The organism is Saccharothrix hoggarensis, assembly GCF_052936025.1.
The window spans coordinates 2,047,021-2,061,438 of record NZ_CP193624.1 but is presented as its reverse complement, the minus strand read 5'-3'; the positions used below and the strand labels follow the sequence as shown (position 1 = coordinate 2,061,438).

The following is a 14,418-nucleotide window of genomic DNA, read 5'->3' as shown; positions in this document are numbered from 1 at the left end:
TCAGCCCCAGCAGTTCTCGAGGCCCCAGGCGGCGTCCTTCGAGTCGACGCCGGCGGCGGGCTGGTCGGTGATCAGGGTGACGCCGGTGTCCACGAAGTCCTTGCCCGCGGTGTTCTGCGGCTTGGTGCCGTCCTTGGCGAACTTCGCGATGGCCTCCACACCCATCTGCGCCATCTTCAACGGGTACTGCTGCGCGGTCGCGCCGATGATGCCGGACTTGACGTTCTCGACGCCGGGGCAGCCGCCGTCGACCGAGACGATGACGACGTCCTTCTCCTTGCCAGCCGCCTTCAACGCCTCATACGCACCCGCCGCCGCCGGCTCGTTGATCGTGTAGACCAGGTTGATGCCCGGGTCCTTCTGCAGCAGGTTCTCCATCGCCGTCCGGCCGCCCTCCGGGGCGCCGTCCGTGACGTCGTGGCCCACGATCCGCGGGTCGCTCTCGTCGCCGATGCGGTTCTTGTCCTTCACGTCGACGCCGAAGCCCTCCAGGAAGCCCTGGTCGCGCTGCACGTCGACGGACACCTGGTTGGGGTTGAGGTCCAACAGAGCGATCTTCGCCTGCTTGCCCTCGGCCTCGAACTTCGCCTTCGCCCACTGCCCGATCAGCCGACCGGCCTGGTAGTTGTCGGTGGCGAAGGTCGCGTCGGCGGCGTCGGCGGGCTCCAGCTGGGTGTCCAGCGCGATGACCAGCAACCCGGCCTGCCGCGCCTTGTCCACCGAGGGCACGATCGCCTTGGAGTCGTTGGGCGTGATCAGGATGCCCTTCGCGCCCGCGCCGATCAGGTTCTCGATCGCGTCCACCTGCGACTGGTTGTCACCGTCCTGCTTGCCCGCGAACGACTGCACCGTCGCGCCGGTCGACCCCGCCGCGGCCTGCGCGCCCTCCTTCATCTTCACGAAGAAGGGGTTGGTGTCGGTCTTGGTCACCAGCCCGACGAGCGTGCCGCCACCGGCCGCGCCGCCGCCGTCGCCGCCGTCCCCGCACCCGGTTGCCAGTGCCAGCAGTGACGCCGACACCAGGGCCGTCAGCCTGACGCCACTACGCGCCCGTCCGGTCATGTCTTCTCCTACGTCAACGTTGACGTAACGGCCGCCGTGTCCGAAGAGGTTCACATCGAGGCCTGTTACGCGAGATCATGTCGGAAAACTGTCCGCACTTCCGGCCCCGTCAGGACCGTCGGAGGAAGTGGGTCTTTCGTTAAGTCATCGTTGACGCTAGCTTCGTGCTGCAAGTCACGACAAGTCGCCGTTACGCAAGCGTTACTCGGGGTGGAGCAGAGCGTCATGGATTCACGGGGTGCACGGCGGGAGCCAACCATGCGGGACGTCGCGGCGCTCGCCAAGGTCAGCACGAAGACGGTGTCGCGGGTGATCAACGACCTGCCCGGCGCCGGTCCCGAGGTCGTCGAGCGGGTCCGCGCCGCCGCGCGCACGCTCGGTTACCGGCCGAACCTGTCCGCGAGCAGCCTGCGCCGCTCCGACCGGCGCAGCGCCACCATCGGCGTGCTGCTGGAGGACCTGTCCAACCCGTTCGACTCCGCGCTCCTGCGCGCCGTCGAGGACCGGGCACGGCAGAACGACGTGCTGGTGCTGGCGGGCAGCAGCGAGGACGACCCGGAGCTCCAGCGCGAGCTCCTGACCTCCCTGGCCACGCGGCGCGTCGACGGCATGGTCGTCATGGCCGTGGGCGGCCACCAGGACGCGCTCCAGCAGGAACGCGAGCGCGGGACGCCCATGGTGCTGGTCGACCGCCCTCCGACGTTCCACGGCACCGACAGCGTCACCACCACCAACCGCGAGAGCTCGCGCGAGGCCGTCCTCCACCTCGCCGCCCTCGGCCACCGGCGCATCGCCTTCCTCGGCGACCGGCAGACGTTGTGGACCAGCCAGGAGCGCTACACCGGCTACCTCGAAGGGCTCGCCCACACCGGCCTCACGCTGCGCGAGGAACTCGTCCGCACCGACCTGCACGGCCCCGACGCCGCGGAGACCGCCACCGCGGCCCTGTTCGACCTGGCCGAACCCCCGACCGCCCTGTTCACCGCGCAGAACCTCGTCACCGTCGGCGCCATGAGAGCACTGCGCGACCGGCACCTGCACCACTCGGTCGCGCTCATCGGCTTCGACGACTTCCCCCTCGCCGACATGCTCGAACCCGGCGTCACCGTCCTGCGCCAGGACGTCCCCGCCCTCGGCCGCAAAGCCGCCGAGCTGATCTTCAAGCGCATCGAGGGCGACCAGTCCCCGCCCGCGCACGCCGTCGTCCCGGCCACGCTCGTCCGCCGCGGGTCGGGCGAGATCGCACCGGGAGGGCGACCGCCCCACTCCGGTTGAGACGGCGCCCGGCGGTCGGACGCGGCACCGCCCGTGACCGACCACGACCGGCGGACATCGACTTGTCCCCCAATGAGTGACGACGCGTCGGACACGCATGAGGATCACCGGCGGCGGCATCCTCGCCTTGCACGGCCGTGCGTCCGTTTTGTCCGAAGGAGGCAAGTCATGCGACGAGCAATCTCACTCGTGACCGCGATGGTCGCGGCCTTCATGATGAGCGCCGGCACAGCGAGCGCCGCCACCGGCGTCCTGTACGTCGGCGACGAGGACTACCACGACCCCGAGGGCTGCTACGTGGTGATCCTGGAGAGCGGGGAGCGGCCCCACGTCTACAACAACACCGATGAGCCGGTCGAGATCTACTCGAACCTGGGCTGCAACGGCACCCCGGCCAGGGTCCTCCAACCCCGTGAGGGCGGCCAGCTGCGGGCGAGCGTCAGCCTGTGGGTCGACTGACGACCCTCGCGCCGCCATCGGCTCGCCGTGATGGCGCCCGGCGCGGTCCACTCCGCGCCGGGCGCCGGCCGGGACCACACCCGCACGGACCCGTTCCCGCGCTGTGGCGGCCGTCCTCCGGCGTGTCCACCGCGTTCCCGGTGCCGGGCGGCACCACCACTCCGATCTCCACGTGCCCGCCCACCCCGGCCGCGGTGATCGTCTTCCCGCGTCCACGATGGAGGTGGGATCGAACGCCCCGGTTTCCGGGGTCGGCGGTCGCGTCCGGGCGGGCGCGACCGCCGTGCCACCGGTGCCGGGCCGAGCGGCGTCAGACGGCGGAGAAGTGGGTCGCGTCGCCGACGACCGTGGTGCTCGTGACGCCGTCCACGCTGACCGGGACGTCGCCCGCGATGGTGATGCGGTGCAGGCGGCGGCGGGCGTCGTCGTAGTCGGCGACGCCGTAGTGCTGGGTGGCGCGGTTGTCCCAGATCGCCACGTCGCCGTCGGCCCACTGCCAGCGCACGGTGTTCTCCAGCCGGGTCACCCGGTCCTGGAGCAGGCGGTAGACCGTGTGCGACTCCGCGGACGTCAGGCCCACGATCCGCTTGACGAAGTGGCCGAGCAGCAACGCCCGCTCGCCGGTCTCCGGGTGCACGCGCACCACCGGGTGCTCGGTCTCGTAGCGCTGCGCCTGGAACTCGTCCCGATAGGACTCCTCCTTCACGTCCACGCCGCCGATGCGGGTCGAGTCCACGTGCCCGGCGTAGTCGTAGACGTTGCTGTGCACCGCCCACAGCCGGTCCACCAACGCCTTCAGCGCCGGCGGCAGCTCCTCGTAGGCGCGCACCGTGTTGGCCCACACCGTGTTGCCGCCGTAGGGCGGCAGCTCGACCGCGCGCAGGATGCTGATCGCGGGCACGCGGTCGACGAACGTGACGTCGGTGTGCCAGCTGTTGGCCTTGCCGTAGTCGGAGTCGATCGGCAGCACGTTGGCGTGCTCGCGCCCCTTGACGGTCGGGTGGGCCAGCGTCGGCTCGCCGAGCAGCCGGGCGAAGGCGAGCTGGCCCGCGTCGTCCAGGTGCTCCTGGCCGCGGAAGAACACGACCTTGTTGGCCAGCAGCGCGTCCCGGACGGTCGCGACGGCGCCCTCGGACAGGTCGCCGCCCAGCCGGACGCCGTCGACCCGCGCGCCGATGCCCGCGCCGAGCCGGTGGACGGTGATCGTGTCGGAAAGCTGTGCGGTCATCGCCGATGTCCTCTCGTGAGAATGCGTTCGCACTTCACGATGGGCAGTCGCGCGGAACGGGCACAACAATGCGCGGCCGTGAATTAAGTCGTCCCAGCACGCGGACGCGGTTGACACCCGCGACCCGTCCCGGCACTTCGTTGCGCCGGACAAAGAAGTGGCCGGTGTCCAGCGCGGCGGACCGCCGGCTCCATGATGTGGGACGACCGCCGAGCCCGTTGACCCCGCCTGACCTGGGTGTGAGGCTCTGGGCCGTGAGCAACGCCGTCAACCTCACCTCGCGCCGGCACGTCGATCTCCGACGCCAAGCCGGCGCGCTCTGTCGCGCCGGTCGCTGAACCCGCCACCATTCTCCTCCCTCACTCGGGCGCCGAAGCCCGCTATTTCGGCCTGCCCGCTTTTACCCAGCAAAGGATTCGCCGTGACCAGCACGCGACGGAACTTCCTCGGCCTCACCCTCTTCGGCCTGACGGCGGCCGCGGTCGGCTGCTCCCCCGCGGGGGCCGGCGGCGGCGCCGAGACCAGGACGCTGCGCTACCAGGGCTGGGCGGGCGACGTGACGCTGCCCGAACTGGCCGCCGACCTCGGCTACCTCGGCGACGTGAGGCTGGAGTGGGTCGGCAACACCACCAGCGGCCCGCAGGACATCCAGTCCGCCGCCACCGGCCAGGTCGACTTCGGCGGCGCGTTCAACGGCGCGGTCGTCAAGCTCAAGGCCGCCGGCGCCCCGATCAAGTCGGTGATCGGCTACTACGGCTCCGACGAGGCGGCGTTCAGCGGCTTCTACGTGCTGGAGGACAGCCCGATCAGGTCCGCCCGCGACCTGATCGGCAAGAAGGTCGGCATGAACACGCTGGGCGCGCACCACGAGGCCATGCTCGGCATCTACCTCAAGCGCAACGGCCTGTCCCCCGACGAGATCAAGAAGGTGGAGCCGATCGCGGTGCCGCCGGTCAACATCGAGCAGTCCGTGCGGCAGAACCAGATCGAGGTCGGCGTGCTCGGCGGCATCCTGCGCGACAAGGCGTTGGAGAAGGGCGGGCTGCGCAAGCTGTTCTCCGACTTCGACCTGCTGGGCGCGTTCACCGCGGGCACGTACGTGTTCACCGAGAAGTTCCTCAAGGACAACCCGAACACCGTGCGGACGTTCGTCAGCGGCGTGGCGCAGGCCATCGAGTGGAGCCGCACGACGCCGCGCGACGAAGTCGTGGCGCGCAAGGTCGACATCCTCACCAAGCGCGGGCGCAACGAGGACCCGGCCGCGCTGCGGTACTGGAGGTCCACCGGCGTCGCCGAGAAGGGCGGCCGGATCGTGGACAAGGAGCTGTCGCTGTGGGTGGACTGGCTCGCCGAGCGCGGCGAGATCACCAAGGACCAGGTCAGGCTCACCGACCTCTACACCAACGAGTTCAACGGGGTGGCGGCATGAGCACCCACATCAGCTTCCGCGACGTGACCAAGCGGTTCGTGGTGCGCGACCGGGCGTCCCGCCGCCGCACCGAGTTCACCGCCGTGCGCGGGGTGGACCTCGACGTGGAGCGTGGCGAGTTCCTGGTCCTGGTGGGGCCGAGCGGCTGCGGCAAGTCCACGTTGCTGGACCTGCTCGGCGGGCTGACCGAGCCGAGCGAGGGCCAGGTGCTGCTGGACGGCGTCCCGATCACCGGTCCGGGACTGGACCGGGGCGTGGTGTTCCAGCAGTACGCGCTGCTGCCGTGGCGCACCGCGCAGGGCAACGTCGAGTTCGGGCTGGAAGCGGCCGGCGTGCCGAGGCGGGAACGCCTGGGCAAGGCCCGCGAGTTCCTGGACCTGGTGGGGCTCAGCGGTTTCGAGGACCGCCACCCGCACCAGCTGTCCGGCGGCATGCGGCAGCGCGTCGCGATCGCCCGCAGCCTGGCGTACGACCCGACCGTGCTGCTGATGGACGAGCCGTTCGCGGCGCTGGACGCGCAGACCCGCGAGTCCCTGCAGGACGAGCTGTTGCGCATCTGGCGGCGCACCGGCAAGACCGTCGTGTTCATCACGCACTCCATCGACGAGGCGGTCTACCTGGGTCAGCGGGTCGCGGTGCTGACGTCGCGGCCGGGCCGGGTCAAGGAGGTCGTCCCGATCGAGCTGGGCGACCGCACCGGCCGGGTCGACCTGCGTTCGAGCACCGGGTTCGCGCGGTACCGGCACCGGATCTGGGAGCTGCTGCACGACGAGGTTTCCCGCGCCCAGCAACAGGAGAAGGAGGTGGCGGCGGTATGACCGCGCTGGTGGAGTCACGACCGGCCGTGGACGGGGCGCGTGCCGTCGGACGGGACCGCCTGAGGAAGCCGTCGGTGGCGCGCCGGGTGGCCGACGCGCTGGTGACGGCGACCGGCAAGGTGGCGGCGATCGTCGTGCTGCTGGCGGTGTGGGAGGCCGCGCCGCGGCTGGGCCTGGTCGACGCCACGTTCCTGCCGCCGTTCTGGACCGTGGTCGACGCGTGGTGGCGGCTGGCCGTGAGCGGTCAGCTCGTGGACAACACCGGGGCGAGCCTGGCCCGGTCGCTGTCCGGGTTCGGCCTCGCGGTGGCGGTGGCCGTGCCGCTCGGCCTGGTGATCGGCTGGTACAAGCCGGTGGCGACGCTGCTCGGGCCGCTGCTGGAGGTCTTCCGCAACACGGCGGCGCTGGCGTTGCTGCCGGTGTTCGTGCTGCTGCTCGGCATCGGCGAGACGTCGAAGATCGCCATCGTGTTCTACGCCTGCACCTGGCCGATCCTGCTCAACACGATCAGCGCGGTGCGCGGTGTCGACCCGACCTTGCTCCGGCTGGCCCGGTCGGTGGACCTCTCGGGGTTCCGGCTGTTCCAGAAGGTGATCCTGCCCGGCGCGGTGCCCACGGTGTTCACCGGCATCCGGCTGGCCGGCGCGGTGTCGATCCTGGTGCTGGTCGCCGCGGAGATGGTGGGCGCCAAGGCCGGGCTCGGCTACCTGATCAACGCCTCGCAGTTCAACTTCGCCATCCCCCAGATGTACGCGGGCATCATCACGATCTCCGCCATCGGCGTGGTGTTCAACCAGCTGCTCGTCGCCCTGGAACGCCGGTTCACGTCCTGGCGCGTCCCCGTCGGTTCCTGACCCCGCGCAACGGAAAGGAGCTTCCCATGACGCTCGAACTCGACGCGGACGTGCTGGTCGTCGGCGGAGGTCCCGCGGCGACGTGGGCCGCGCTCAAGGCGGCCGACGAAGGCGCGGCGGTGGTGTTGGCGGACAAGGGTTACTGCGGCACCAGCGGCGCGACGGCGTCCGGCGGCACCGGCGTGTGGTACGTGCCGCCGGAGCCCGAGGCCCGGGAGAAGGCCATGTCGAGCCGGGAGGCGCTGGGCGGGTACCTGGCGGACCGGCGCTGGATGGCCAGGGTGCTGGACGAGACCTACGACCGGGTCAACGAGCTGGCCGACGTGGGCCGCTACCCGTTCCCGGTCGGCCCCGACGGCAAGCCCCTGCGCACCGGCCTGCAAGGGCCCGAGTACATGCGGCGGCAGCGCGTCCGGGTGCGCCGGGCCGGGGTGGCGATCCTCGACCACAGCCCCGTCACCGAGCTGCTCACGACGGACGACGGCGTGGTGGCCGGTGCGGCGGGGTACCAGCGGCAGGCCGACCGGGCGTTCCGGGTGCGGGCCGGCGCGGTGGTGCTGGCGACCGGCGGGTGCGCGTTCCTCAGCAAGGCGTTGGGGTGCGACGTCAACACCGGCGACGGCGCGCTGTTCGCCGCCGAGGTCGGGGCGGAGCTGTCCGGCATGGAGTTCTCCAACGCCTACGGCATCGCGCCCGAGCACACGTCGGTCACCAAGACCGCGTTCTACAACTACGCCACGTTCTACCGGGCGGACGGCTCGGTGCTCGACGGCGCGGGCAGCCAACGCGGCCGGTCGGTGATCGCGCGGACGTTGTTGGCCTCGGAGAAGGTGTTCTGCAAGCTCGACCGCGCCGACGAGGCCGCCCGCAGGGCGATGCGGCTGGCGCAGCCGAACTTCTTCCTCACCTTCGACCGGCTGGGCGTCGACCCGTTCACCCAGCCGTTCGCGGTGACCCTGCTGGCCGAGGGCACGGTGCGCGGCACCGGCGGCATCCGGATCGTCGACGACGGCTGCGCGACCACCGTGCCGGGCCTCTACGCGGCGGGCGACGCGGCGACCAGGGAGCTGATCTGCGGCGGGTTCACCGGTGGTGGCAGCCACAACGCGGCGTGGGCGATGTCGTCCGGGTCGTGGTCGGGACGGGCCGCCGCACGGTTCGCCCGCGCGCTCGGCCCGTCCGCCGCGAGGCGCGCGGTCCGTGCCGCCGGTGGCGCGGGGCTGCGCCCGACCGGCGCGACGTCGTCGGTGTCGGCGGCGGAGGTCGTGGGCGCCGTCCAGGCCGAAGTGCTGCCGTACGACAAGAACTACCTGCGGCACGGTGACGTGCTGCGCGCGGCGTTGGGGCAGCTCGACGCCACGTGGTCGGCGGTGCGGTCAGGTCTGCGCGCCGAGGGCTCGGACGTGGTGCGGGCGCGCCAGGCCGCGGCGATGGTCGCGCACGCCCGGTGGATGTACACCTCGGCGTTGGCGCGCAGCGAGAGCCGGGGCATGGCCAAGCGGCTCGACTTCCCCGAACTGGACCCCGCTCAGCACTTCCGGATCACCTCCGGCGGTCTGGACGACGTGTGGGCCCGGCCGCGGGAGGTGGCGGCGTGATCGAGCTCGTGTCGGCCGCTCAGTGCGTCACCTGCGACAAGTGCATCGCCGTGTGCCCCACCAACGTGTTCGACCGCGGCGCGGACGGCGTGCCGGTGATCAGCAGGCAGCAAGACTGCCAGACGTGCTTCCAGTGCGAGGCGAACTGCCCGACCGACGCGTTGTTCGTGGCGCCCCACACCCACCCCCTGCCGGCGGAGTCCTCCGCCCACGACGAGGAGCACCTGCGGCGGACGGGCCTGCTCGGCAGCTACCGCCGTGACATCGGGTGGGGCCGCGGGCGCACGCCGGGTGCGGCACGGGCGGTGGGCCCGGCGCTGTCACCGTCCGGCCCGCCGCTGATCTCGTGAGCCCGCGCGGGACGGCCGCGGCGGCGTTGATGGGCGCCGTGCTGCGGCACGGGCCGGTCGCGCGCACCACCATCGCCCGGCTGACCGGCCTGAGCCCGGCGGCGGTGACGCGCAACTGCGCGGCGCTCGCCGGTCTCGGCCTGCTCACCGAGGTGGCCGGGCCGCTGCCGTACGGGGGCGTGGGCCGCCCGCACACGCCGGTGGACGTGGACACCGGCCGCCACCTGGTGGCCGGCATCCACATCGCCCACGAGCACTGCACGCTGGCGTTGCTGGACCTGCGCGGACGCGTCCGGGCCCGGCTGCGCGTGCCGCACCGCGACCCGGACGACCACCGGGACGTGCTGGCGACCGCCGCCGACCGCCTGGTGCGGCTGCACGCCGAGCACCTGCCGGGGCACGTGCCGCTCGGGCTGGGCGTCGCCGCCGGCGGCTGGGTCGACACCGAGGCGGGCGTGCTGGTCGAGCACGCCTCGCTGGGCTGGCGGGACGTGCCCGTGCGCGACCTGCTCGCGGCCCGCACCGGGCTGCCGGTGCTGGCGGACAGCCACGCGCGGGCGTTGGCGCGGGCGGAGCAGCTGTTCGGCGCCGCGGGCCGCCACGAGTCGCTGGTGCACCTGTTCGTCGGCAACGTGGTGGACGCGGCGATCGACCTCGGCGGCGGCACGCACCGGGGCGCGCGGTCGGCGGCGGGCGGCGTCGCGCACCTGGCGCTGGGCGACCCGGAGATCACGTGCCCGTGCGGCCGCGGCGGCTGCCTGGAAGCGACGGTGTCCGACCGCGCCTGGGCTCGGCGCGCCCACCAGGCGGGGGTGATCGCCCGGCCGTCGATCGCGGACCTGGCCGACGCCGCCGTGGCCGGGAACGCCGCGGCCACCGCGCTGCTCGTGGACCGCGCCCGGATCGTCGCCCGCGCGGCGGCGCTGCTGTTCGACATCGTCAACCCGGATGTCGTCGTGGTCACCGAGCTGGGCGTCGTCCGGCTGCCCGAGTGCGCCGACGCCCTGCGCGCCGAGGTGGCCGCGACCTCGCGCGCGTGCCCGTCGCCGTCGTCCGTGCTGCCGAGCAGCTTCGGCCTGGACGCCCTCGGCGTGGCCGCCGGCGCCGTGCAGCTGGACGCGATCTACGCCGATCCCCTCAACATCCGCAACCCGATCCGACTGGGAGTCTGAAGTTGTCCGCACGAGAGCTCCACCTCAACGCGTTCCTCATGGGCGTCGGCCACCACGAGGCCGCCTGGCGGCACCCCCGCACCGACCCGCGCGCCCTCGACGACGTCGCGCACTTCCAGCACCTGGCGCGGATCGCCGAGCGCGGGACGTTCGACTCGGTGTTCCTCGCCGACGGCGTGCAGATCTGGGGCGACGTGCGGCACACCGCCGCCAACCGGTTCGAGCCGGTCACGCTGCTGACCGCGATCTCGCAGGCCACCGAGCGCATCGGCCTGATCGCGACCGCGTCGACCGGGTTCAGCGAGCCGTACAACCTGGCCCGGCTGTTCTCCTCGCTCGACCACATCAGCGGCGGCCGGGCCGGGTGGAACATCGTGACCACGGCGGGCGACCGGTCGGCGCAGAACTTCAACCGCGAGGTCAACACCGAGCACGCCGAGCGCTACCAGCGTGCCGACGAGTTCCTGGACGTGGTCACCGCGCTGTGGGACTCGTGGGAGGACGACGCGCTGGTCGTGGACCGCGAGTCCGGCGTGTTCGCCGAGGACGCCAAGGTGCACGAGATCAACCACAAGGGCCGGTTCTTCTCTGTGCGCGGGCCGTTGAACGCGGTGCGCAGCCCGCAGGGGCACCCGCTGCTGGTGCAGGCCGGGTCGAGCGAGGACGGCAGGGCGTTCGCGTCGGCGTGGGCGGAGGCGGTGTTCACCGCGCACCAGACGCACGGCGACGCGACCGCGTTCTACGCCGACCTCAAGCGCCGCGTCACGGCCCGGGGACGTGCCGCCGAGGACGTCAAGGTGCTGCCCGGCATCGTCCCCGTGCTCGGCGGCACGGAGACCGAGGCGCGGGCGCTGGCCGACGAGCTGGACGGGTTGATCATCCCGGTGCGGGCGGTGCGGCAGCTGACCGAGCTGATCGGCGTCGACCTGACCGACCACCCGCTGGACGAGCGGTTGCCCGAGTTCCCGCCGGTCTCCCGCGTCAACGGCGCGAAGAGCCGGTTCGAGCTGGTCCGCGACCTGGCGCAGCGCGAGCGGCTGACGTTGCGCCAGCTCCTCGGCCGCCTCGGCGGCGGTCGCGGGCACCAGGTCGTGGCGGGCACGCCCGAGCAGATCGCCGACCACATCGAGCTGTGGTTCACGACGGGCGCGGCGGACGGCTTCAACGTCATGGCGCCCCTCCTGCCGTCCGGCCTGGAGGACTTCGTGGACCACGTCGTGCCGCTGCTGCGGGCCCGCGGCCTGTTCCGCACCGAGTACACCGGCCGCACGCTGCGCGAGCACTACGGCCTGCCGCGCCCGGTCAGCCGCTACGCCGCGACCGCGCTCGTCTGAGTGCCCTCGGCTTCACCGGTCGGCCGCCCGTCCGGTGAAGCCGGGCGCGTCGGCCGGTTCGCGCTCTGACCTGCGTGATCCGGAATTGTCGGTGGTGGCCGCTACCGTTCCTCGCAGTTGACCTTGAGGGGGAGCGCGGATGTCCGGCACCACGTACCTGGAGCTGTCCGAAGCGGACGGTGGGGCGCACAAGTTCTACGAGGTGCGCGTCGACGGCACCGAGGTCACCATCACCTTCGGGCGCATCGGCGAGCAGGGGCAGGTCCGCAGCGCCACCTTCGCCGACCACGCCAAGGCGCTGAAGGCCGCCGAGAAGAAGATCGGCGAGAAGGTGCGCAAGGGCTACGCGCCCGCCGTCCGGGGGTTGCGCCGGCGTCGGCCGACGAGCAGGCGGCAGATCGTCAGCACCCGTTCGACGGCCCACCAGGCGCCGGTGCTGTGGCGGTTCGCGTCCGGCGCGCCGGCGTTCGGGATCTACGTCGGCGAGGACCAGGCGTGGGTCGGCAACGAGGACGGCGACGTCTACACCCTCACCCACGACGGCCGGGTCACCGGGCGGTTCGGCCTGCCCGACTCGGTCAAGTGCATCGTCGCCGACGACTTCTGGATCTACGCCGGGTGCGACGACGGCCGGGTGTACGACCTGGGCGCCAAGGTGCCGCGCGTCGCCTACGAGATCGCCGAGGACGTCGACATCTACTGGCTCGACATCCACGACGGCGTGCTGGGCGTGTCCGACCGGCAGGGCCGGGTGACCGTGGTGGACCACGAGGACGAGTTCCAGTGGTCGCGCCCGGCCACCGGCGAGAGCGCGTGGATGGTCCGCTGCGCGTCCGAAGGCGTGTTCCACGGCCACTCCCGCGGCGTCACGCACTACACCGGCCGCGGCGACCAGGTCTGGCACGCCGACACGCCGGGGCAGGTGCTGTTCGGCTGGCAGGAGCGCACCGAGGTCTTCGCCGGCACCAGCCGCGGTTACGTGCAGCGCCTCCGCAAGTCCGACGGCGCTAAGATCGCCGACTACCGCTGTGACGCGGCCGTGTTCTCCTGCGCGACCTCGCCCGACGGCCGACTGGTGTTCGCGGGCGACAACCAGTCCTCGGTGTACTGCTTCGCCGCCGACGGCACCAGGCTGTGGAAGCTCGCCACCGGCTGCGGCTCGGCGTTCTCCATGCAGTACCGCGACGAACGCCTCTACCTCGTGACGACGGACGGCTCACTGGCGTGCCTGGACGCCGGCCCCGCCGCCGTGCACGCCGCCGAACAGGGCCAACTCCCGCCGCGCCAGGACATCAAGGCCGGCGCCATCGCGCGCGTCGAGGCGACCGCCGACGTCGAGGTGGTCTCCCACGTCGCGCCGGGCGAGGGCGTCGTCCTCGAGTGCGTCCAGGTGGGCGGTCGCGTCCGCGTGCACGTGGTGTCGGACGGCTACGACCGCACGTGGGGCGTGCAGTTCCCGAAGAACATCCGCGTCCCCGGCGCGCGCTACCTGGTCACCGAGGTGCTGCCCTCGGCCAACGGCTCGTTCTACCGCGCCCGCGGGGAGATCAAGCGCCTGCGCTGAGCCACGTGCCGAGCACGGCGGCCTGGGCGTCCGGACAGTGCTGCCCACAGGCCGCCGTGCTCGGCACGGCGCGCGGTGGGTTCACCCCACGCCACCAGCGCTTTCCGAGACGACCGCGCTCCCGAACCGCAGCGCCAGCTCGGCGTTGACCTCCACCTGCCGCAGCAGGAACGCCCTCTCGTCCAACCGCTTCCGCCGCAGCCACCCCGTCACCTCGGCGTTGCACTTGCTCGCGTTGCAGGACCGGCACGCCGGCACGATGTTGTCGAGCGTGTACCGCCCTCCGCGCGACAACGCCTGCACGCAGTCCTTCTGGAGGGGCACACCGGCGGCCCCGCAGTAGGCACACCCACCCCAGGCCGCCTTCAGCGCGGTCCACTCCGCCACGGTGAGGTCGTTCTCGACGCGCTGCATCCGCCGCGTCCGCTTGCGCGCGGCCCGCGCCCTCCTGCTGCCCCCGACGGCCATGCGCGCACCCTACGCGCGTGACGTCCGCACAGCCCGCAGACCCGCCGTGCCCGCGCGACGGGCGCCGGGGAGCCGCCGGGTCGGCAGCCGACCGGCCGGTCACGCCATCGTGGGCCGACCGGTCACGGGTTCCACCCCACTGCGGCTGCCGACGTTCGGCTCAGTCGGAGGTTCAGTCATGGCCACCCCTGCCACCGGAACCCCGAAAGCCCTGGGCGTCGGCCCACTGCCTGATCTGCCGGTTCCACGCCGTGAGCTCATCCGGTTCCGCCGGGCGTGACCGGTCCGCGGCGGCGGGTTCGCCCGAAGGCCAGAGCTGGAGCAGGAAGTGCTCGACCCGTCCGTCCACATCGGCGCCCCAACGGAACGCGCGGACGTGGTACCACCCGGCCGGACCGACCGGGACGGTGTCGATGTCCGGCGCGGTCGCCGGCACGGCTCTCGCACGCACCGCACCGTCGGAGAGCGCCACCGTTCCCTCGGCCACCTCCGCCTCGCCAGGACCACCCACCTCGGGCAGTCGATCCCACGCCTCGATGCGGACGTTCGCCGACCTGATCACGTCGGACGTGGCGTGCAGCGCGACCACGTCGTCCATCACCGCGAGGAACCCGTCATCATCGTCGAAAACGAATCGCGGAGGCTCGCGCAGCCCTCGCGATTCCACGTAGAAGTGCGCGTAGGCGACACCCACCACGCCTTCCGCCGACTCGACCGGCCCGGTCGCCACAGGACCGACGCTACCGCCCGGCCCACAGGCGAGACGGCGGCTACCGAGCACACCGGCCCGGTAGCCGCCGTCCGTGA

The 14,418-nt window shown here is 72.3% G+C and carries 15 protein-coding genes; 11 read left to right on the top strand and 4 right to left on the bottom strand.

What is annotated here, in order from left to right; genetic code table 11:
• A complete protein-coding gene (locus ACRAKH_RS10010; RefSeq protein WP_447009760.1) occupies window positions 1–1,062 on the bottom strand; it encodes a substrate-binding domain-containing protein in 1,062 nt (353 codons plus the stop codon).
• A gap of 258 nt (window positions 1,063–1,320) precedes the next feature.
• On the opposite strand from ACRAKH_RS10010, the gene ACRAKH_RS10005 reads away from it, so the two are divergent.
• On the top strand, window positions 1,321–2,337 hold the full coding sequence (locus ACRAKH_RS10005) for a LacI family DNA-binding transcriptional regulator (protein WP_447009759.1): 1,017 nt from the start codon (window positions 1,321–1,323) through the stop codon (window positions 2,335–2,337).
• A 168-nt stretch (window positions 2,338–2,505) separates the two neighbouring features.
• Window positions 2,506–2,796, top strand: coding sequence for a hypothetical protein (locus ACRAKH_RS10000; protein WP_380729262.1), 291 nt, complete (start codon window positions 2,506–2,508; stop codon window positions 2,794–2,796).
• 310 nt (window positions 2,797–3,106) lie between these two features.
• Here the strand turns inward: ACRAKH_RS10000 and ACRAKH_RS09995 are convergent, their stop codons facing one another.
• Window positions 3,107–4,024: a TauD/TfdA dioxygenase family protein gene (locus ACRAKH_RS09995; RefSeq protein ID WP_380729261.1), complete on the bottom strand. Its 918-nt coding sequence runs from the start codon at window positions 4,022–4,024 to the stop codon at window positions 3,107–3,109.
• Window positions 4,025–4,029: 5 nt separating this feature from the next.
• Here ACRAKH_RS09995 and ACRAKH_RS09990 point away from each other — a divergent pair, with 5 nt between their 5' ends.
• From ACRAKH_RS09990 to ACRAKH_RS09950, 9 genes are all read left to right on the top strand, one after another.
• Entirely contained in the window at window positions 4,030–4,362 is a 333-nt protein-coding gene (locus ACRAKH_RS09990; protein ID WP_380729259.1) for a putative leader peptide, read from the top strand.
• 83 nt (window positions 4,363–4,445) lie between these two features.
• Complete coding sequence (locus ACRAKH_RS09985; protein ID WP_380729257.1) at window positions 4,446–5,453, top strand: ABC transporter substrate-binding protein; 1,008 nt, start codon at window positions 4,446–4,448, stop codon at window positions 5,451–5,453.
• Window positions 5,450–6,271 carry an ABC transporter ATP-binding protein gene (locus ACRAKH_RS09980; protein WP_380729255.1) on the top strand — a complete coding sequence of 274 codons (822 nt, stop codon included), beginning with the start codon at window positions 5,450–5,452 and terminating at the stop codon, window positions 6,269–6,271. The genes ACRAKH_RS09985 and ACRAKH_RS09980 overlap by 4 nt, the downstream gene beginning before the upstream one ends.
• The gene (locus tag ACRAKH_RS09975) at window positions 6,268–7,125 is read left to right on the top strand and encodes an ABC transporter permease (protein WP_380729253.1); all 858 of its coding nucleotides are present in this window, start codon (window positions 6,268–6,270) and stop codon (window positions 7,123–7,125) included. The genes ACRAKH_RS09980 and ACRAKH_RS09975 overlap by 4 nt, the downstream gene beginning before the upstream one ends.
• Before the next feature lie 26 nt (window positions 7,126–7,151).
• Window positions 7,152–8,723 carry an FAD-binding protein gene (locus tag ACRAKH_RS09970; RefSeq protein WP_380729252.1) on the top strand — a complete coding sequence of 524 codons (1,572 nt, stop codon included), beginning with the start codon at window positions 7,152–7,154 and terminating at the stop codon, window positions 8,721–8,723.
• Window positions 8,720–9,073, top strand: coding sequence for a 4Fe-4S dicluster domain-containing protein (locus ACRAKH_RS09965; RefSeq protein WP_380729250.1), 354 nt, complete (start codon window positions 8,720–8,722; stop codon window positions 9,071–9,073). Before ACRAKH_RS09970 ends, ACRAKH_RS09965 begins: the two co-directional genes overlap by 4 nt.
• The gene (locus ACRAKH_RS09960; RefSeq protein WP_447009758.1) at window positions 9,070–10,245 is read left to right on the top strand and encodes an ROK family transcriptional regulator; all 1,176 of its coding nucleotides are present in this window, start codon (window positions 9,070–9,072) and stop codon (window positions 10,243–10,245) included. Before ACRAKH_RS09965 ends, ACRAKH_RS09960 begins: the two co-directional genes overlap by 4 nt.
• Window positions 10,246–10,247: 2 nt before the next feature.
• Window positions 10,248–11,579 carry an LLM class flavin-dependent oxidoreductase gene (locus ACRAKH_RS09955; RefSeq protein ID WP_380729606.1) on the top strand — a complete coding sequence of 444 codons (1,332 nt, stop codon included), beginning with the start codon at window positions 10,248–10,250 and terminating at the stop codon, window positions 11,577–11,579.
• Between the two features lie 139 nt (window positions 11,580–11,718).
• Window positions 11,719–13,143: a WGR domain-containing protein gene (locus ACRAKH_RS09950; RefSeq protein ID WP_380729608.1), complete on the top strand. Its 1,425-nt coding sequence runs from the start codon at window positions 11,719–11,721 to the stop codon at window positions 13,141–13,143.
• Between the two features lie 81 nt (window positions 13,144–13,224).
• Here ACRAKH_RS09950 and ACRAKH_RS09945 read toward each other — a convergent pair whose 3' ends face one another.
• Together ACRAKH_RS09945 and ACRAKH_RS09940 are read right to left on the bottom strand one after the other, a co-directional pair.
• Window positions 13,225–13,611 (bottom strand): HNH endonuclease, encoded by a 387-nt coding sequence (locus tag ACRAKH_RS09945; RefSeq protein WP_380729611.1) that lies wholly within the window; start codon window positions 13,609–13,611, stop codon window positions 13,225–13,227.
• Window positions 13,612–13,783: 172 nt separating this feature from the next.
• Window positions 13,784–14,341, bottom strand: a complete 558-nt coding sequence (locus tag ACRAKH_RS09940) for a hypothetical protein (protein ID WP_380729613.1) — start codon at window positions 14,339–14,341, stop codon at window positions 13,784–13,786.
• Between the last annotated feature and the right edge of the window lie 77 nt (window positions 14,342–14,418).